The 17,927-nt window shown below is 71.4% G+C and carries 17 protein-coding genes, 2 tRNA genes and 1 pseudogene; 12 read left to right on the top strand and 8 right to left on the bottom strand.

Features of this window, described 5'->3' with window-relative positions; translation table 11 throughout:
• Positions 1-13: 13 nt before the first annotated feature.
• Positions 14-991, bottom strand: coding sequence for a hypothetical protein (locus ACGFNK_RS25515; RefSeq protein WP_393419519.1), 978 nt, complete (start codon positions 989-991; stop codon positions 14-16).
• Positions 992-1,191: 200 nt separating this feature from the next.
• Between ACGFNK_RS25515 and ACGFNK_RS25520 the strand changes: the two genes are divergently transcribed.
• Positions 1,192-2,004 (top strand): SAM-dependent methyltransferase, encoded by an 813-nt coding sequence (locus ACGFNK_RS25520; protein WP_393419521.1) that lies wholly within the window; start codon positions 1,192-1,194, stop codon positions 2,002-2,004.
• 2 nt (positions 2,005-2,006) lie between these two features.
• On the opposite strand, the gene ACGFNK_RS25525 is transcribed toward ACGFNK_RS25520, so the two are convergent.
• The 5 genes from ACGFNK_RS25525 to ACGFNK_RS25545 form a co-directional block, all read right to left on the bottom strand.
• Positions 2,007-2,549, bottom strand: a complete 543-nt coding sequence (locus ACGFNK_RS25525; RefSeq protein WP_393419523.1) for a hypothetical protein — start codon at positions 2,547-2,549, stop codon at positions 2,007-2,009.
• A complete protein-coding gene (locus ACGFNK_RS25530; RefSeq protein ID WP_393419525.1) occupies positions 2,533-3,024 on the bottom strand; it encodes an RNA polymerase sigma factor in 492 nt (163 codons plus the stop codon). Before ACGFNK_RS25530 ends, ACGFNK_RS25525 begins: the two co-directional genes overlap by 17 nt.
• A 202-nt stretch (positions 3,025-3,226) precedes the next feature.
• Positions 3,227-3,832, bottom strand: coding sequence for a class F sortase (locus tag ACGFNK_RS25535; RefSeq protein WP_393419527.1), 606 nt, complete (start codon positions 3,830-3,832; stop codon positions 3,227-3,229).
• Positions 3,829-4,251: a sortase-dependent protein gene (locus ACGFNK_RS25540; RefSeq protein ID WP_393419529.1), complete on the bottom strand. Its 423-nt coding sequence runs from the start codon at positions 4,249-4,251 to the stop codon at positions 3,829-3,831. Before ACGFNK_RS25540 ends, ACGFNK_RS25535 begins: the two co-directional genes overlap by 4 nt.
• Before the next feature lie 135 nt (positions 4,252-4,386).
• A complete protein-coding gene (locus ACGFNK_RS25545; RefSeq protein WP_393419531.1) occupies positions 4,387-4,770 on the bottom strand; it encodes a hypothetical protein in 384 nt (127 codons plus the stop codon).
• A 165-nt stretch (positions 4,771-4,935) separates the two neighbouring features.
• On the opposite strand from ACGFNK_RS25545, the gene ACGFNK_RS25550 reads away from it, so the two are divergent.
• The 6 genes from ACGFNK_RS25550 (at position 4,936) to ACGFNK_RS25575 (ending at position 13,617) form a co-directional block, all read left to right on the top strand.
• Positions 4,936-7,272 carry a hypothetical protein gene (locus ACGFNK_RS25550; protein WP_393419533.1) on the top strand — a complete coding sequence of 779 codons (2,337 nt, stop codon included), beginning with the start codon at positions 4,936-4,938 and terminating at the stop codon, positions 7,270-7,272.
• 62 nt (positions 7,273-7,334) lie between these two features.
• Positions 7,335-7,766 (top strand): hypothetical protein, encoded by a 432-nt coding sequence (locus tag ACGFNK_RS25555; protein ID WP_393419535.1) that lies wholly within the window; start codon positions 7,335-7,337, stop codon positions 7,764-7,766.
• A 218-nt stretch (positions 7,767-7,984) separates the two neighbouring features.
• Positions 7,985-8,536: a hypothetical protein gene (locus tag ACGFNK_RS25560; RefSeq protein WP_393419537.1), complete on the top strand. Its 552-nt coding sequence runs from the start codon at positions 7,985-7,987 to the stop codon at positions 8,534-8,536.
• Positions 8,533-11,154, top strand: coding sequence for an Hsp70 family protein (locus ACGFNK_RS25565; protein ID WP_393419540.1), 2,622 nt, complete (start codon positions 8,533-8,535; stop codon positions 11,152-11,154). Before ACGFNK_RS25560 ends, ACGFNK_RS25565 begins: the two co-directional genes overlap by 4 nt.
• A 7-nt stretch (positions 11,155-11,161) precedes the next feature.
• Entirely contained in the window at positions 11,162-11,452 is a 291-nt protein-coding gene (locus ACGFNK_RS25570; RefSeq protein ID WP_393419541.1) for a hypothetical protein, read from the top strand.
• Positions 11,453-11,532: 80 nt separating this feature from the next.
• Entirely contained in the window at positions 11,533-13,617 is a 2,085-nt protein-coding gene (locus tag ACGFNK_RS25575) for a BTAD domain-containing putative transcriptional regulator (protein ID WP_393419543.1), read from the top strand.
• Here the strand turns inward: ACGFNK_RS25575 and ACGFNK_RS25580 are convergent.
• Together ACGFNK_RS25580 and ACGFNK_RS25585 are read right to left on the bottom strand one after the other, a co-directional pair.
• The gene (locus ACGFNK_RS25580) at positions 13,565-14,281 is read right to left on the bottom strand and encodes a response regulator transcription factor (RefSeq protein WP_393419544.1); all 717 of its coding nucleotides are present in this window, start codon (positions 14,279-14,281) and stop codon (positions 13,565-13,567) included. The genes ACGFNK_RS25575 and ACGFNK_RS25580 overlap by 53 nt on opposite strands.
• Before the next feature lie 45 nt (positions 14,282-14,326).
• Complete coding sequence (locus ACGFNK_RS25585; RefSeq protein WP_393419906.1) at positions 14,327-14,764, bottom strand: MarR family winged helix-turn-helix transcriptional regulator; 438 nt, start codon at positions 14,762-14,764, stop codon at positions 14,327-14,329.
• A gap of 186 nt (positions 14,765-14,950) precedes the next feature.
• On the opposite strand from ACGFNK_RS25585, the gene ACGFNK_RS25590 reads away from it, so the two are divergent.
• The 5 genes and pseudogenes from ACGFNK_RS25590 (at position 14,951) to ACGFNK_RS25610 (ending at position 17,906) form a co-directional block, all read left to right on the top strand.
• Positions 14,951-15,721 carry an SDR family NAD(P)-dependent oxidoreductase gene (locus ACGFNK_RS25590; RefSeq protein ID WP_393419546.1) on the top strand — a complete coding sequence of 257 codons (771 nt, stop codon included), beginning with the start codon at positions 14,951-14,953 and terminating at the stop codon, positions 15,719-15,721.
• A gap of 77 nt (positions 15,722-15,798) precedes the next feature.
• Positions 15,799-15,975, top strand: a pseudogene (locus ACGFNK_RS25595) (alcohol dehydrogenase catalytic domain-containing protein); the annotation flags it as partial.
• A 161-nt stretch (positions 15,976-16,136) separates the two neighbouring features.
• A tRNA-Asp gene (locus ACGFNK_RS25600) sits at positions 16,137-16,211 on the top strand.
• A gap of 20 nt (positions 16,212-16,231) precedes the next feature.
• Positions 16,232-16,308: transfer RNA gene (locus ACGFNK_RS25605), tRNA-Phe, on the top strand.
• A gap of 68 nt (positions 16,309-16,376) precedes the next feature.
• On the top strand, positions 16,377-17,906 hold the full coding sequence (locus ACGFNK_RS25610) for an FAD-dependent monooxygenase (protein ID WP_393419548.1): 1,530 nt from the start codon (positions 16,377-16,379) through the stop codon (positions 17,904-17,906).
• The last annotated feature ends 21 nt before the right edge of the window (positions 17,907-17,927 follow it).

The raw sequence follows: 17,927 nt of genomic DNA on the forward strand, positions 1-17,927 counted from the left end.
CCGTACACCTGGCCTACGGCCCGACCGGCAAGTGCCGGGCGAAGGCATGCACAGCCCGCGCCGAAAGCCGTTCGCCCAGCGGCAGTTGGAGGTCCGCTCCGCAGACGCGGACTCGCAGGAGCGGGCCGTCCATGCGTACCTGCTCGATCCGGGTGCGCGGAATGCAGTGGGTGTCCAGGCCGTGGCGGCCACCGGATCGATCGGCGTGAACGGGGTCGGCGAGGACGACGAGTTCGCGCGGGGTGAGTACGACAGCGGCGTACGCGGGATCCGCGCGCAGGGGCACCGGCAGCGGGCCGGCGACGACGGCGACCGGGTCGCCGTCGTTCAGGCGTGCCGTGGGCGAGGTGAGCAGGTTTCGCCATTTGTACGGGAGTCCGGCGTTCGGTACGGGAGCGTCGGGCAGGTCCAGCTCGGTGGGGGCGACGCGGCGGCGAAGGGACAGCACCAAGGGGTGCAGCTCATGCTCGGCGACCGCGTTGTAGTGGATGTTCAGGCGCGCGTCCGTAGCGAGGATCGTCAGACGGGCGTACAGCAGGGCGTGCGCCATCTCGATCGCGGCCACCTGCTCCGGACGCAGGGCCACCCGCACTCCGGGCTCGGCGGGAGCACCGACCCACAGGGCCACTCCGCCGGGCCCGAAACCGAGCACGCCGGCCGGAGTCAGCAGGTGAAGGCGGCTGCCTCCGAGGCGGCCGGGCCGGGTGTGGGCAGGGACGACGAACACGTCCCGGAAATCGCTGACTCCGACCGTCTGGCGCAGCACCTCGAGCGCGCCGCCGGGCACGTCCTCCGCGCGGCGCGGACGGTACGGGAACCCCCGGATGCCGGTACGGGTGTGGGCGCGCGCGGTCTGTTCGTCGACCTCCTGCTCCCACGGCTCGAGCGGTTCGAGCCTCGGACGTGCGGCGGGACGCCGTCGCAGCAGCGAGCGGGGGCTCACGGCAAGTCCCGTCAGCCCGTCGATCCGCCACCCAGGGCCTCGGAACACGGCCACCTCCCGGGGGAGTTCCAGCCGGTCGGCATCGTCCGCCGACCGGCATCCTCCACAAACCTACGACGACCAGGGCGGCAGAATGACGCCCACCGGCAGGCCGTACCACGGCCGTGACCAAGTGCCCGGCACCAGGGCCCAGTTGCCCGGCGCCATCCGGCCCTTGGGCGTACGAGGACGTACGAGGAGAGGACGACGTGAGCGAGAACCAGCCCGACGGCATAGAGACCCGCATCGACACGGGGACGGCGCACAACGCCCGCGTATGGAACTACTGGCAGGGCGGCAAGGACAACTACCCCGTCGACGAGCAGGTGGGCGACCACGTTGCCGGGATGATCCCCGTCATCCGCGACATCGCCCGCGCCGACCGGGCGTTCCTGAGCCGTGCGGTGCGTTTCCTGGCCGAGGAGCGCGGCATACGCCAGTTCCTCGACATCGGCACCGGGCTGCCGGCCATGGAGAACACGCATGAGATCGCCCAGCGGATCGCACCCGAGTCACGGATCGTGTACGTCGACAACGACCCCATCGTGCTCTCGCACGCCCGCGCCCTACTGACCAGCACCCCCGAAGGCGCCACCGACTACATCGACGCCGACGTGCACGACCCGGACGCCATCCTGCGGATCGCGGGCGGCACCCTCGACTTCACCGAGCCGGTCGCGCTGATGCTGCTCGGCATCCTCAACTTCGTCCTCGACGGTGCCGAGGCCCGGTCCATCACGAGCCGGCTCGTGGCGGCGCTCGCCCCCGGCAGCGTCCTCGTCCTGACCCACCCCACCACGGAACCCGAACTCGGCGGCGATCTCCAGCTGGAGGCGATGGCCTTCTGGAACGCCAACGCCAAGCCGCCGGTCACCGCCCGCAGCAGGGAGGAGATCGCCACGTACTTCGACGGCCTCACGCTTCTGGAGCCGGGCCTTGTCTCCTGCTCGCGGTGGCGACCGGAAGCCGGAACGGACACCCCGGCCGTACCCCAACTGGGCGCCGTTGCGGAGAAGGCCTGAGGTCAGGGTTCTCCAGCGTCTCCAGGCGTTCCACTCGGCGCTGTCGTCGGCTCGGCGAGATCCGACGTCGGGGCCGGCGTCGGGGCCGAGGTCGCGGTCGGTGTCGGCGATGGGGCGCGGGTGGAGGTGGGGGTGGGAATAGAGGTGGAGGTGAGCGGAGGTGACGGGACCTCGGAGGCGCCCGTAGGGCTGTCGCGGGTGGGCTCGGGGCTGGAGGGCTCGGGGGACGCCTCCGAAGGGATCCCCGAGTCGGACGGCGTGGGCGGGGTCGAAGGGCTGGTCGCGGGAGGGGGGGCGAGTGGAGGCGTCGGCGTCGCGGGCCCCCCGGAGGATCTCAGCAGCGGCAGGGCGACGAGAGCGGCGACCGCGCACGACAGGCCGGCCCCGGCCGCGGCGCGCAGCAGTCGGCGGCGGGCCGCGCCGCGGCGGATCGCCTCGTAGCGGCCGGGGGGCGGGGCGAGATGGTCGGAGGGCGGCCTGAGGATCACCGCGAGGGGGTCGTCGGGGCCCAACTCCGGGCCACCGTCGTCAAAGCGTGTGGTCAAGGCTCCTCCTCAGGTGGGCGCGGAGCAGTTCGCGGGCCGCGTGGAGATCGGCCTTGACGGTTCCTTCCTTGCGGCCGGTCAGTGCGGACACCTCCCGGATCGGCATGTCGGCGTAGTAGTGCAGCAGGATCGGTACGCGCAGTCGTTCCGGCAACGACTGCACAAGCAGCCGAACCGTGGGATCGGCCTGCTCGGTCGGCGGCCGGACGGCGGCCTCCGAGGTGGCACGGCGCACGGCTCTTCGCTCGCGCTCCATTTTGCGCCAGTGGTCCCGGACGAGATTGGCCGCGGTGACGTAGAGGAACCCGCGGGGCTCCTCCACGGAGGTCCACCGGGCCCAGAGCCGGGTGAACGCCTCGGAGGCGATCTCGTGAGCCGTCTCATCATCGTCGACGAGCCGCCGGCACCACCCGGCGAGACGTGGATAGAGGGCAGCGAACAGCTCGGACGCTGCCTCGTCACGGGACCGTTTCAACGCTCTCCAGAGTCGTCGGGACACTCGTACGGAAAGAGCCCGGGCTGATGGCGTACGTTCCATCGACCAGGCATCCGCGCCCCTGAGAGAGGGGGCCGTAGGCCCTCTCAGGGGCGCGGGGCTGTGACATATGCGGCTCCGCCGCGTGGGCGCGACCAGCCAGGACGAACCCGCAGCTTCGAACCCCATGTCCAGCGGAGAGCTACCGCAACACAGCGAAAACGATCACGTTGTCGCGATACCAGTCCCCGCTACGCGGCCCCCCGCACGTAATGAGCCGCAGCTCCGGCCGATCAACGTCGCCGTATACGTCGTCCGCAGGAAACTCCGCCTTGGCAACCGTCCGCACGGCGGTGACGCCGAACTCCGCAGCCGCGCCGTTCTCCAGCCGCGCCACGATCCGATCCCCCCGGCGCAGCCGATTCAGGTGACGGAACACCCCGTCCCCGTACGAGCCGACCGTGACATGACCGAGGATCACGGACGGGCCAACCTGCCCCGGCGTCGGCGAGTGCCGGTACCAGCCCGCCCGGTCGTCCGCCGTGATCGGCGGCACCTGCACGCTGCCGTCCTTGGCCAACCCCAGCCCCATGACCGGGGTGTCGACCCCGATGGCAGGGATCCGCAGACCGACCGGCTCCGAACGCCCAAGCGGCCGCGCCGACTTCACTTTCGAGGCGGACGGTGAGGGCGCGCTGCTGGGCCGCGCGCTCGTGCCCTGCCCGTCCCCGTCGCCGTTCCCGCCGCACCCCACAAGCAAGGAGCCCAGAGCCGCCGTGACGAACAGACGCCTGGACGGCGCCGTCATACCCCCGTCGCCCTCCGCCGCCGTACGAGAAAGACCACCGCACCGCCCCCGACCAGCACCGCAGCACCGCCCCCGATCAGCGCGCCCTCACCGCCGGACTCCTCGGACCCCGGCGTCACACCGGTGTCGGGCGCACCGCTCGGCACGACGGAAACCTGACCCGAGTCCGAGGTCGGCTCGGCCGGGTCCAAGGGAGACGGGGTGGAACTCTCGGCCGGCGCCTCGACAGCGTCCTCAGTCGGGGCGGGCGTGGCTGTGGACGTCGGGGCCGGTTTGGCCGTGGCCGTCGGGGCCGGTTTCGTGGTCCCCGGGACGGTGGCAGTCGGCGTCGGGGTCCCCCCGTCGGCGAACGCGGGCACCGCGCCCCCCAGCACAGCCGTACCCACAAGTGCCATGGCGGCAAGGACAGTTCGGCGCATCAGTCGCTCTCTTTCGTCGCTCCGTCCGCCCACGGATTCAGCGGGCGCGTCACGGATCGAGCGGAGAGACGAGACAGCGGGGAACCGGGTTGTAAAGAACAGGCAAAGACGCCGGAGGGCTTACGGGCCTACTGCTCAGGCCTCCTGATACCGCCGGCTCTCCAGCCGTACATGCAACTCCTCCTCCTGGTCCCCGGATGCCGTACTGACCTCGTACACGGAGAACAGCGAATCCAGGGTGGACCGGAAGCGGTCGATCGCCCAGTAACCGCCCTGGACGTCGGCCGTGACGGACGCCGTGAGGTGGGCGGGACGGGCGCCCTCATGCAGATCGGCCACGTCGAACGTGCCGAGCCACACCGTCGGACGCGTCGCCGACAGCTCCTGGGGTACGTCCTCGGCGCACCGGTCAGAACTGAAACAGGCGCACAGGGTGTCGAACACGACGCGGGCGTCTTCCTTGCTGCATCCGCTGAGTTCCACGGAGACGGTTTCCGGATGCGGTCGTTCCTTGTCCATCGTGATCGCTCCTCTCGTCACCGCGCTGCGGAACCTTGAGGCTGCGGTACCTCGGGACAGCCCGGTCAAACCACGCTCCACCCCCAGAAAACCACCATCTCCGAGGTTGAGCACCCGACGACTGCAAGCGAACTGCAACCGGCTCCAGTCAGCATGTGTCCTGCTATGGACGGCATTGCGGAAAACTCGGCGCAGGACGCGGCACGGCTGCTCGACGCCCAGACCCCGGGATGGGAACGCGGCCTCAGCGCGCTCAACTTCGAGCTGCTGCGCAAGGCCCTGCGCCGCTGGGCGGGGGACCCCGACCTCAAGACGTTCGATGTGTGCTGGGGGCGGTTGTACGGGGTGGTGGGGACCGCTCTGTACGGGCAACTGGCGTACGTCCTCGGGAACATGACCTCCAGCCAGGTCACTCTGGAGTTCTGCCGCCGCATCCTCGCGCACGAACCGGGACCGTCCGCCGAGGACCAGGACGGGTACCGACGCATGATCACCGCGATGCAGACCGTGCTCAGGGCCCACAACCTCACCGCGCCCACGCAGGCCACGCAGCAGCCCCCGCCCACCGCACCCCGCCCGGCTCGCACCGCCCGCCCACAGAGCTCCACCGGCCCGGCACGTCCGGCACAACCAACCCGTCCGGCACACCCGTCGCTCCCCCTCCTGCGCAGGGCCGTGCAGAGCCTCGCCCACGGCGACCGGACCACCGCCGCCGACACCCTGCGCCCTCTCCTCGCCGACCCGGACCTGGCGGGCGACGGCATCGGCAACGCCGTACGCCTGGTGGCCGCCGCACTCGAGCCGGACGAGCCGGACGACGAAGCGACCGTACGGGCGGCAAGGGAACTGCTGGACCGCCACCGGCTCCGCTGGCCGGAGTACTCGCCGGTGGGCGCGGAACCCATCCTCGCCGCCGCGTCCCGCACCGACTTCAAGCTGTTCGCGGACCTGGCGGCCGCGGGCGAACGGCGGCCCGCCCCGCACTCCTGGCCCGACCGGGAAACCCTGCGCCGGCTGTGGTCCCGGCCCGTCCGCGCGCACGTGGCGGAGGCACTGCACCACGCGTCCGAGGGGTACACGGCCGATGCCCTGGACGCCCTCGACGCGGCAACCGCCATCCTGGACCGCCTGCGGGACCCCTACGCCGCACCCCTCGACGGCCTGACCGACCAGACCGAACCGGCCGCCGCCCTCGAGGAGTTCACCACCAGGCTCCGTTCCCATCTGACCGAACGGCTGGCCGCAGAGGCGTACGCCCGACTCGAAAGGGACGGCGAGACCCACCCCTGGTCGGCCGAGTCCGTACGGCTCTGGGAGCTGATCGACGACTCCCCGGCACACAGCCACCACCTCGCGGTCGCTCACCACGCGCGCGCCTACGAGTTGCAGGGCAGCGCACTGGCCGGGACGCAGTCCGCCACCCGGGCACGTACGGAGTGGACGGAGGCGTTGCGCCACTGGGCCGCCGTGCACGGCGACGACGCGTACTGGCAGGAGCTGCACCGCCGCCTGGAGGCGGCGACCGGCACGAGTGTGCCGGTCGCCGTCGTCGACGCGGTGCGCGGGCGGCTGCCGCGGGACCTGTTCGAACCGCATATCGCCCTCGCGGCCCGGATGCACGCCACCGATCCGCGGCACGCCCGGGAACACCTCGCCTTCGTCACCTCCTCCGGTTTCCCCGCGCGGGACATCGCGGCGGCCCGCAAGGTGCTGGTCCGCGATGCCGTCGAGGCCGCGCTGGCCGCCGTGCAGCAGCAGGAGTACGCGGCTGCCTCGGCCAGACTTCAGCCGTGGCTGCGGCTCGATCCCGACAACCCGGATCTGCTCCGCACCGCGCTGATCGTGCTGCGTCACCAGGTGGAGACCGAATGGTTCGACGCCCGGCGCCCGCACCAGCTCGTCCCGCTGCTCACCAAGATGCAGGGGATCGAAAAACGTCTCGGTCCCGATGCCGCCGGGCAGGACCGTGAACTGGCCGGGGAACTCGCACGGTTGGCGTTCTGGCGCGCCGTCGAACTGCATCAGCGCCTCGCCCGCGCCTCCCGCGCCGAGGCCCTGCTCCTCGTGAACCAGATCACCCATCTCGCCGATCAGGCAGTCGAGCTCGATCCGAATCTGCCCCTCGTCGGGATGTACCGGGAACTGGAGACCTTCGCGCCGCGTATGCACGCGCTGGCCGCCCGCCTGACGGCCGCGATGTGGGGCGGCGACAGTGCCGTACGCCGTTATGTCGAACTGGCCGAGGCCAGCGAGCACTTGGAACCCGTGTCGATGTGCCATCTGGTCTCGGCGCTGCTCGATCTGGACCGGCCGGAGCCCGAGGACTGGACGCGGGCGTGGTGGCTCCTCATGGAGGTACGCGAGGACCCCTCGGAAGAGGCCCGGCGGTGCCGCGACGAGGTCACGAGATTCGGATGCATCCTGCGGTCGCGGATGGTGGCCGCGGGCCGGCTGCTGCCGGGACCGACCCCGCCCGAGTGGCTCAGCCGGCCGAACCGTTGAAGCACTCCCGTCGAAGCCTGTCGCAGCCTGTCGAAGCCCGTCGAGCAAAGCGGAGGATCCACGTGTCGCACAGCGAGCACGACAACCCCTGGCAGTGGAGGGACGGGCACAACCCGTACTACCGCACACCGCTGCAGATACTCGGCCTCGACCCCGACCGGACCGGGCGGGCAGCCGTAAGGGCCGCGGCCCGCCGCAGGCGCCTGCGCGTCGAGCGCGGCGCGAACCGCTTCCCGGTGTTCGGCCGCCCACTTGAGATCGCGGAGGTCAACGCGGCCGAGGAGGAGCTGCTCACCCCCACCGGCCGCCTGCTCGCCGAACTGCGCACCCACCGGCCCGTACGCAACCAGGAGGCCGAGCTGCGGACCCAACTCGACGAGCTGGCAGCGGAGTTCGCCAGGATGCCCGAGCCCGAGACACCCGAGCCACGCGTGGTGGCACGGCCGGAGGCGCTGCTGGGGTGGCTGCCCCGCAGGCCAGGTGAGCCCCGGTGACTCCGCCGGAGTCGTCGGACCGCCGACGAGGCCTGAGGCCGCGGACCAGGCCCGTGGCCGCCTCGCGCAGCGCCGCGGCCGGCCCACACGGACCGCGACCGGCTCGTACGGACTCTCCGGGCCGTACGGACTCGACGAGCCGAACGGATTACGCCGACGCGCCCCGCACCGCCCCGGCCCATCGACGGAAGCCGGCCCTGAGGCTGCGTACCCGCCCCATGGCCGCCTCCGTCAGTACGCGCATCACCGAGCGGCCACGCTCCGTACCGGACGGTTCGCCGCCGCTGCCGCAGCGTCTCGTCCATCAGCTGCTGGCCGACGCGGAGCGCGACCGCGGCGACTTGCGTGAGCAGGCCCGCGCGAGGGCGGTCGAGGAGCGTGAGCGGTACGCCCGCCTCGCCGCGGACGTCGCGAGCGCCCTGCACGAACTGCGCGGCTTCCTCGGCGCGACGTCATCCGCCCACGCCCCCGACCCCGATGGGCCAGATGAGGTCCTCGCCGCCGTCGCCCGGCGTTTCGCATCCGCGCTCGCGCAGGCGGGCGTACACCTGGACGACCCGCTCGGCCGCCCGTACGCGGAGGTCGCCCCGTACGTCGACGTGGGGCACGCCCCGGCGGCCGGGGAGGCGTCCGAGCTGGTGATCGGCAGGACGGTGCGGCCGGGGGTGCGGCTGCACGACGGCACCTGGATACGCCGCGCACAGGTCCTGCTGGAGCCCCGGAAGGAGCCCGGCGAGCAGTCCCGGACGAAGGGGGAGGAGCGCGCATGAGCCTCATCGTGGGCATCGACCTGGGAACCACGAACAGCTGTCTGGCGCTGCCCGCCGACGCACCGGTCCCGCACAAGGAGCAGCTCATCGCGGACGGGCGGCTGCGCCCGGTGGGCGACGCCCTGCTGCTCGTCCCGCCGGACGGCTCGCCGACGGTGCCGTCCGCGGTGTGGGTCGGCCCGGACGGAGCCGTACAGGTCGGGCTGCTGGCCAAGCACCGGGCGCGGATGCAGGGTGCGCCGCCCGCGATGTTCTTCAAGCGGAGCATGGGTACGGACCAGCGGTTCACGGCCGGTCACGCCGAGCTGACGCCGCTCGAGGCCTCCACGGAAGTGCTGCGGCACCTCAAGAGGACCGCCGAGGACGTGCTGGGCGTGCCGGTGGAGCGGGCGGTCGTCACGGTTCCCGCCTTCTTCGAGACCCGTTCGAAGAACGACACGACCAAGGCCGGTGCCGCGGCGGGCCTGGAGGTCGTGGAAACCCTCATCGAGCCGGTCGCGGCGGCCCTCGCACACGCCGGGGAACACCTGGGAGACGAACCCCGCACCTTCCTCGTGTACGACCTCGGCGGCGGCACCTTCGACACCTCCGTCGTGACCTGGGACCCCGAGGAGGGGTTCGAGCACCGCGCCTTCGGCGGCGACCGCTATCTGGGCGGCTACGACTTCGACCGGGCGATCGTCCACTGGATGGACGGCAGGCTGCCCGCGTACGACCTGAAGTTCGACCCCGACCGGCCCGCCGACGCCCGCTCGTACGCCGCCCTGCTCTTCCTCGCCGAGGAGTGCAAGCAGGAACTGTCCCGAATGCCCGTGACCGAGATCGTCAGCCAGCACGGCGAGGACCGTACGGGAACCCCGATGAACCTCCATCTGCCCATGCTGCGGACGGAGTTCGAGGAACTGATCCGCCCATCGCTGGAGGCCACCGTCGGCCACTGCGAGCGCACCCTGCGCCAGGCGGGCATCACCCTCGATGCCGGGACCGAGACCGAGACCGACATCGACATCGACATCGACATCGACGAGATCGTCATGGTCGGCGGCTCCTCCCGTATCCCCCTGGTGGCCCGGCTGCTGAAGGAACGCTTCGGTCGTACGCCCGTACTGCTCCACCCGGACCTCGCCATCGCCGCCGGTGCCGCACTGAAGGCGGCTGCCGCGGCGCAGCGCGGGGTGCATCTGGAACTCGACCGGCCCGAGGCGATCGGCGGCTTCGCCGACATCGCGGGCCGGGTCCTCGCGAGCGGCACGATCCCCGAACCTCTCGGCACCCCCGTCGTGCTGGTCTCGGACGACGGAGTGCACCGCGCCGAGGAGACGGCGGGCGCGGACGGTTCCTTCGTCTTCCCGGACGTACCGCTTCAGGAGGGCCGCGAGAACGGCTTCACCGTACGGGTCATGCACGACGGCCGGGAGGCCGAGGCGCGGCACGTCACCGTCGCCGCCGGGGCGCCCGCCGCCGCGCCGGTCTCGGGCGATGTGCTGGCCCACGACTTCTCCGTACAACTGGCCACGGGACCGCACCGCATCGTCGCCTCCGGAGTGCGGCTTCCGCACCGCACCGGCTTCCGCCTGCAGACCGCCAGCCAGGGCAGGCGGCTGTCCATCCGGCTCTACGAGGGGCTGATGCCGATCGGCGCGGTGGAGATCGACGACGTACCGGCCGGGCTGCCCGTCGGCACCGCTGTGGAGGTGACGGTCACCTTCGAGGCGGGCTGGACGATCGCCGCCGAGGTCGCGATCCCCGAGATCGGCGCCCGGGCGACGGCGTCCATCGACATCCCGCTGCGCACCATCCCGGCCTGGGACGACCTGCGCGAGGCCCACCGGGACGCCAAGGGGGGATGGGCGGAGCTGTACGGCGAACTGCCGCCCGCCGAGGCCGACGAGGCAGCGACCGCCGTGAACCGACTGCTCGCCGAGACCGACGCCCTGTTCGCCGAGGGCCAGGACCGGGCGAAGGCCCACTACAAGCTGATGGAGACCGAGACCCTGCTCCAGGGCCTGGCGGAGCGGCGGCAGTGGGCGCAGACGCTGCATCCACCGCTGCACGAGTTCGAGGCCGGGCTCGCCGACATCCGCTCGCTGACCGCCGAACTGGCCCACATCGATCCCACCAGGAGCGCGCGCTACTCAGCCGAACTCGTCGAACTGGAGGCCGCGGGCCGCGCCGCGTACGCCGACCTGAACCGCTACGACTGGCACCAGGCCTGCACCCGCCTGGACGACCTGCTGCACGGCATCCAGCGCGACCTGTACGGCCCCCTCCCCGGCCAGAGCCCCGACGACTGGACGGCCGGCCAGCTGGAGGCCGCCTTCCGCGAGGAACTGGACAACCTCAGGCGTACGGTCCTCGCCGCGGACCGGGACTCGGACCAGCGTCACCGGCGCGAGGCCGAGGGCTTCCTGAACCGGATCGACACGACCGGGCGCGAAGTGAGCGCAGCGGCAGTGCAGTGCACGGACGACGACCTCAAGCGCCGCCTCATCGGGATCTTCACCACTCGCATCGAACCGCTGCGGGTCCAGATCGACAGCTGGCTGCGTGGGCTGCGCAGCAGCGAGGGCATCCAGGTGGTGCTGCCACGCAGCCGTACCGCAGGCCAGGGGGAGTGACGCCGAAATGCTGAGCTGCCCCATGTGCCGCAAGCCCCTGCCCGGCACGCCTTCCCGCTGTTACGCCTGCCGGGGCGACCTGAGCGCACTCCGCCACCTCCGCGCCCTGGCCGACCACCACTTCAACGACGCGGTGCGCGCAGCCCGTACGCGGCGGTGGGACCAGGCAGCCGAACTCCTCGCCGTCGCCCTGGTGTTGAACCCCGCCGACGAGGAGGCCCGCGGACTGCTGCGGAAAGTACACCTCCACCAGAAACGGGTGCGGAAGGGGGCACGGAACCGGACATTCCGACGTTGAATGCTCAAGGACGGGCTCGAAGACGCCCTGGACGACGAGGGCGGCGCATATCGACGGGTCGGACGGGGGCGATGTGTGTGATGCGGTTCGAAATCCTGGGCCCGCTCGGGGTGCGGGGCCCCGACGGACCCGTTGCCCTCGGCACTCCGAAGAACCGTGCCGTCCTCGCGGTACTGCTGGCCCGCCGGCAACACCGGACCTCCGCCGCCGCACTGGCCGACGCGGTCTGGAGCGGACGGATCCCCAAGAACGGCCCGAAGAACATCCAGGTCAACGTGCACCGCCTGCGCCGCGCTCTGGGCGGCGGCGACCGCATCCGCTTCGCCGACGGCTACCAGCTCGTCCTCGCGGACGGCGAACTGGACGCCTGGCGCGCCCAGTCACTCGCCCGCCGGGCCGAACTCGCCCACTCCGCCGAGGAGTCCGGCCGCCTCCTGCGCGAGGCGCTCGCGCTGTGGCAGGGCGACCCCTACGCCGGCTACGAGGACCTGACCCCGATCCGCCCCGAAGCCGAGCGCCTCACAGAATTACGCATGACCCTGCTCGAACGCCGCATAGACGCCGACCTGTCGGCAGGCCACCACACCGACCTGATAGCCGAACTTTCGGCCCTTACCACCGAACACCCCCTGCGCGAACGCCTCCACGCCCGCCTCATGCTCGCCCTCTACCGCTCCGGCCGCCGAGCCGAAGCCCTGTCCAGATACCACCACGCCCGCCGCACCCTGATCACCGAGATAGGCCTGGGCCCCGGCCCAGAACTCCGCACTCTGGAGCAACGCATCATCACAGCGGACCCGTCGCTACTCGGCCCACCGCCGACCTGCACCTGTATCGCTGCGCGCCTACCGACAAGTGAGCCGAAGGCTCCTCCCCCCTCCGCACCGGCGCCTCCGCGCACGCCCCTGCGCCTTGTCCCGGACCCACCGCGACCGGCGCGCCGGATCACCGCCCCACTTCCGCCGGCCCAACCACCCCTGGGCCGCGACCGTGCCGCCGCACCCGACACCACACACCCCTCATCCGCCGAGCCGAACGCCTCCCTCCAGTCGGCCACGGCCCCACCCCGGCGGCCCCGCCAACCTTCCACCCCGCCAGCACCGGCCCAACTCACCCCACCCCTCCGCACCTTCACCGGCCGCCCCACCCCCCTCGCCCACCTGGACGCCGCGCTCGACTCCGGTCAGCACGTGCTCGCTCTCGTCGGCACCGGCGGCGTGGGCAAGACGGCGCTCGCCGTGCACTGGGCGCACCGGATACGGTCGCGGTTCCCCGACGGTCAGCTGTATGTCGATCTGCGCGGCGCCGCCCAGTCCCCGCCGCTGCGCACCGAGCAGGTACTCGCCCGCTTCCTCCCCGCCCTCGGCCTGCCCACCGGACGCGTCCCGGACCAACCCGACGACGCGGCCGCCCTGTACCGCTCCGCACTCCACGGCCGACGCGTCCTCGTCCTGCTCGACAACGCGAGCGGCGCAAGCCAGGTCCGCCCCCTGCTGCCACCCGGCGCGGGCTCGCTGGCCCTGGTGACCAGCCGCAACAGCCTGCGCGGACTCGTCGCCCGCGACGACGCCCACACGCTCACCCTCAAACCGCTCCCCCCGCCCGAAGCCCTCGCACTGCTCGAACGGCTACTGGGGGAGCAGACGATACGAGCCGAACGTACCGCCGCCGCGGAACTCGCCCGGCGCTGCGACCACCTGCCCCTGGCCCTGCGCATCGCCGCGGCCCGCATCACCACCGGCACCAACCGCGTGGGCGCCATCGGCAGCCTCCTCGCCCGTCTGACAGAGCAGCACATCCTCGACGAGCTCTCCCTCGACGACGACCCGGGCACAGCCGTACGACACTCCATCGACCGCTCGTACGCCCCGCTCCCCCCGGAACAAAAACGCCTGTTCCGGCTCCTGAGCCTGCTACCCGACCGAGCCGTCTCCCCCGAAACGGCAGCGCTGCGCGCCGCCCGCCCCGTACCCCGGACCCGCCGCCTGCTGGACCAGCTGGCAGCGTCCCACCTCATCGAATCCCCGGCCCCCGACCACTACCGCCTGACCGGCCTCCTGCGCGTCTACGCCACCGAACACGTCGCCCGCACCGACCTGCCGCCGCAACCCCTCAACGGCTCGAGCACCCCAGCCAGTACCCGAAACCCCGCCGGGTATGGATAAGGGCGGGCTCCTCCTGATCCACCTTGCGCCGAAGCCGCGAGACAAGCTGCTCGATCGCGTTACGGGCCCGGAACTCGCCCCAGACATGCCGGCTGATCTGCTCCTTGGACAGCACACGCTCCGGATTGACCAGCAGATGACGCAGTAACCGGTACTCCGCGGGCGTGAGATCGAAAACCCTTTCCCCGCGCCGCGCCTGGCACGTGGCATCGTCCAGGACCAGATCCCGGTAGCGAAGCGCGCCACCCGGCCGTAAGGGATTCCGGCCACGCAGTAAAACCCGCGCCCTGGCCAGAACTTCGGCGATACGAAAGGGCTTGGTGACGTAATCCTGCTCCCCCGGCCCAAGCTCGGGAACAAGACAGTCCAGCGACTCACACCCGGTCAGAAAAAGCATCCGCGGCCGGTCCAGAGCCGCCACGCGACGCCCCCGCATGAGCCCACCCAGATCCGGCAACGTGGCATCGAGCACCACCAGGTCGAACCGGAACTCCGCGATCAGCAAGGCGGCCTCGGCCCCCGTACCCGCCGTACCGACCCGATAGCCCGCCAACTTCAAGGTGGTAGTGAGGAGTTCCGCGGTCCCGGGATCGTCGACGACGACCAGCACATGCTGCCCGTCCCCACGAGTAGGCGACGGCTTCTCGCTGATACTCCCGTACATGGCAAGACCATCCGTGTAGGTCGTGTGCTCCGGAGGCGGCGGTACCTAGAGTTCAGCCTCCGCCCGCCCGACGAAGTCGTCGACCATCCGGTGGACGAGCGAGGCGAGCTGCCGCAACTCCTCGGGCGACCAGTCGGCGAGAGCCACCTGCATACCCCGGGCACTGGCCTCCCGGACGCGGGCGAACGCCTCCTCGCCGGCCGGCGTGAGCCGAACCTGCTGGGCCCGGCGATCGTCGGGGTCGGGGACACGGCTCGCATAGCCGACCCTCTCCAGATGCTGCACCTGACGGGTGACGTGCGAGGCCTCCACCGACAAACGGGCCGCCAGCTCCCCGAGCCGCAGCGGCTCACTCTCCGCGAGCTGCCTCAGGACCGCCACGGCGGCACGGTCCAGCGGCAGACCTGAGAGCGCCATGAGGCGCTCGTGCTGCCGGGCTCGGCCGGAGAGGTACGTAGCGCGGGTGAGTGCGCGCTCGATCATGATCACATCTGGCGAGACTTCACCTGCTGCTGAGGACGGTGTGGACACGCTTCACACTTTAACAGCTAATTGCCTAACTCAAGCAAGCCGAATTCCGAGACTTTGCTTGCCTCAAGTAACTCCTCCCTGCTTGCCTAACTCAAGTAAGCCGCAACGCCCGCACTCCACCACCAGAGGAGCACACTCATGACCAGCACCGGCCTTCAGGGACGCAGCGTCATCGTCACCGGAGCAGGCTCCGGCATCGGCCGGGCCACAGCCGTGAAGTTCGCCGAGGAGGGCGCGAGCGTCCTGGTGGCGGACGTCAACCAGGAAGGCGCCGAGCAGACCGTCAGGACGATCGACGAAGCGGGCGGAACAGCCAAGGCGGTCATCGGCGACCTCCGCGACCAGCAGGTCATCGCCGAGATCGTCGACACCGCCGTACAGGCCTTCGGCGGCCTGAACGTCCTCGTCAACAACGCCGGAATCATGGACCACATGTCGGCCCTCGGCGAGACCGAAGACGACGAGTGGGACAGCGTCATCGGGGTCAACCTCACCGCGCCCTTCCGCCTGACCCGGGCCGCCCTGCCGCACCTGCTCACCGCGGGCAGCGGGGCGATCGTCTTCACCGCCTCCGAGGCCGCCCTCCGCGGCAGCGCCGCCGGGGCGGCCTACACCACCTCCAAGCACGGCATCGTCGGCCTGACCAAATCCCTCGCCGTGATGTACCGCAAGTCCGGCATCAGGGCCAACGCCATCGCTCCCGGCGGCACCGCCACCAACCTCCGCCCCGACGTACGACCGGACGCCCACGGCCCCGCCGCACTCGGCCCCCACCTCGGCGTCGGCGTCGGCGACAAGCTCGCCACCGCCGAGGAACAGGCCGCCGCCATCGTCTTCCTCGCTTCCGACGCCGCGAGCTACATCAACGGCGCCGTCCTCCCGGTCGACAACGGCTGGTCGGCCGCCTGATCCGACGGGGCTCGTACGAACCCGGGCGGGACCGGCTTCGTACGAGCCCCGCCACACCCCTGGGCCCGGGCGGAGCGATGATCCCCGTACCCCTCGGCCACGAGCCGTCCGGCGAGATCGTCGAGGTCGGCGCCGAGGTCACGGACCTGAAGGTGGGCGACCGCGTCGTCGTGAACCCGCAGGGTGTCCCCTCCGGCATCATCGGCTGCGGCGGCGCACACGGCGGCATGCGCGAATACCTGCTCGTCGAGGACAGCCGGGAAGCCGTGGCCCCGCAGGTCAGAGGTGCGGGCCACGGCCCCCGGTCTGATACGCTGATCCAGCGACATCGAGCCGCCACAGCGTGAACCCCCGGTCACAAATCCCGTTGGGAGCACGCCACCCCGTGTGCGACACTGTTCGCACGCAACAGCTTGGTCCTGTGGAGCAGTTTGGAGTGCTCGCCACCCTGTCAAGGTGGAGGCCGCGGGTTCAAATCCCGTCAGGACCGCTGCAACCTCAAGGTTGCATGGCTGGGTAGCTCAGTTGGTACGAGCGTCCGCCTGAAAAGCGGAAGGTCGCCGGTTCGACCCCGGCCCCAGCCACCACCCAAGGCCCCTGATCCCCGATCGGGGGCCTTCGCCGTGCCCCGCTCCACACGCACTACCGTGGATTCATGACGGCACCGCTGGACGTGCTGGTGGTGGGCGCGGGCCCGACCGGTCTCGCCCTCGCCGCGCAACTGCGCGCGTACGGGAGCCGGTTCAGGATCGTCGACCGTTCCCTCGACCGGGCCCGCGAGTCACGGGCGCTGGCCATCCAGCCCCGCACCCTGGAGGCGCTGGCAGGCTTCGGCGTGACGGAGGAGCTGGTCGCCCGCGGCAACCCGGCGATGCGGCTGCGCATGCACCTGCCCGGCCGCGTGGTGACGCTGCCGTTGTTCGACATCGGGCTGACCGACACCGCGTACCCCTTCCTGTTGTTCCTCTCGCAGGCCGAAACCGAGGCCGTCCTCTCCGAGCACCTGGCCACGCGGGACGTGACGATCGAACGCGGCGCCGAGCTGGTCCGGCTGGACGTGAAGGACTCGTCCGTCATCTGCCGGCTGCGGGACGGCGACGGCTCGCAGGAGGCCGTGGAGGCGCGCTATGTCGTGGGGTGCGACGGCGCCCACAGCACGGTGCGCGCCCAGACCGGTATCGGTTTCGAGGGGTACGCGTATCCGCAGACGTTCCTGCTGGCCGACCTGGAGGTCGACGGGCTGGAGCCGGGTGCCGTGCATACGTATCTGAGCAGGGCCGGGATGCTGTTCTTCTTCCCGCTCGGCTCACCGGCCGGCTGGCGCATGCTCACGATGCGGCCGCCCGACACCCCGGAGCTCGAGGTGGAGCTGCCGTTGCTGCAGAAGATCGCCGACCGCTACACCGACGACCGGCTGACGCTGCGGGACCCCGCTTGGATGACCGACTTCCGCCTCCACAACCGCGGCGCCGCCTCCTACCGCTCCGGCCCCTGCTTCCTCGCGGGCGACGCGGCCCACATCCACAGCCCGGCCGGAGCGCAGGGCATGAACACCGGGATCCAGGACGCACTCAACCTCGGCTGGAAGCTCGCCCTGGTCTGCCGGGGCGCCGCGTCCGAAGAGCTGCTGGGGACGTACGAGGCCGAGCGTGCCCCGGTCGGCCGCAGCGTGCTGCGCTTCACCGACCGTGCGTTCAGCATCGGCACCAGCAGCAACCCCCTCATCCGCTTCGGCCGCACCAAACTCGCCCCGCGCCTGGCACCGTTGGCGCTGCGGCCGCCGGGACTGCGCGGCCGGCTCTTCCGAACCGTCTCCGAACTGGGCATCCACTATCGACGCAGCCCCGCCTCCACAGCAGGCTCGCGCCCGCCAAGGAGCGGACCGCGGGCGGGGGACCGGCTGCCCGACCTGCCACGCGGTCTGCAGGCACGGACGGCAGCGCCGGGCTGGCACCTGCTGTTGTCCGGGCCACCGCCCCTCTGGCCCGACGAACGACTCGCCCCCGTCCTGGCAGGGCAGGCCGATCTGGTCGCTGTGCACCGGCTCGATGGGCAGAGCCCGTGGCCGGGCGTCGTGCACGGGCTTGTGCGCCCCGACGGCTATCTCGGCTATGTCGCTCAGGGTGCCGACCTGGACGGCCTGCGTGCCTACCTGGGCCGCTGGCTGCCGACCGGCCGCCACTGATTCCCTCCGCCCGACCTCCTG

The organism is Streptomyces sp. NPDC048825, assembly GCF_043198355.1.
Classification (GTDB): Bacteria; Actinomycetota; Actinomycetes; order Streptomycetales; family Streptomycetaceae; genus Streptomyces; species Streptomyces xiangluensis.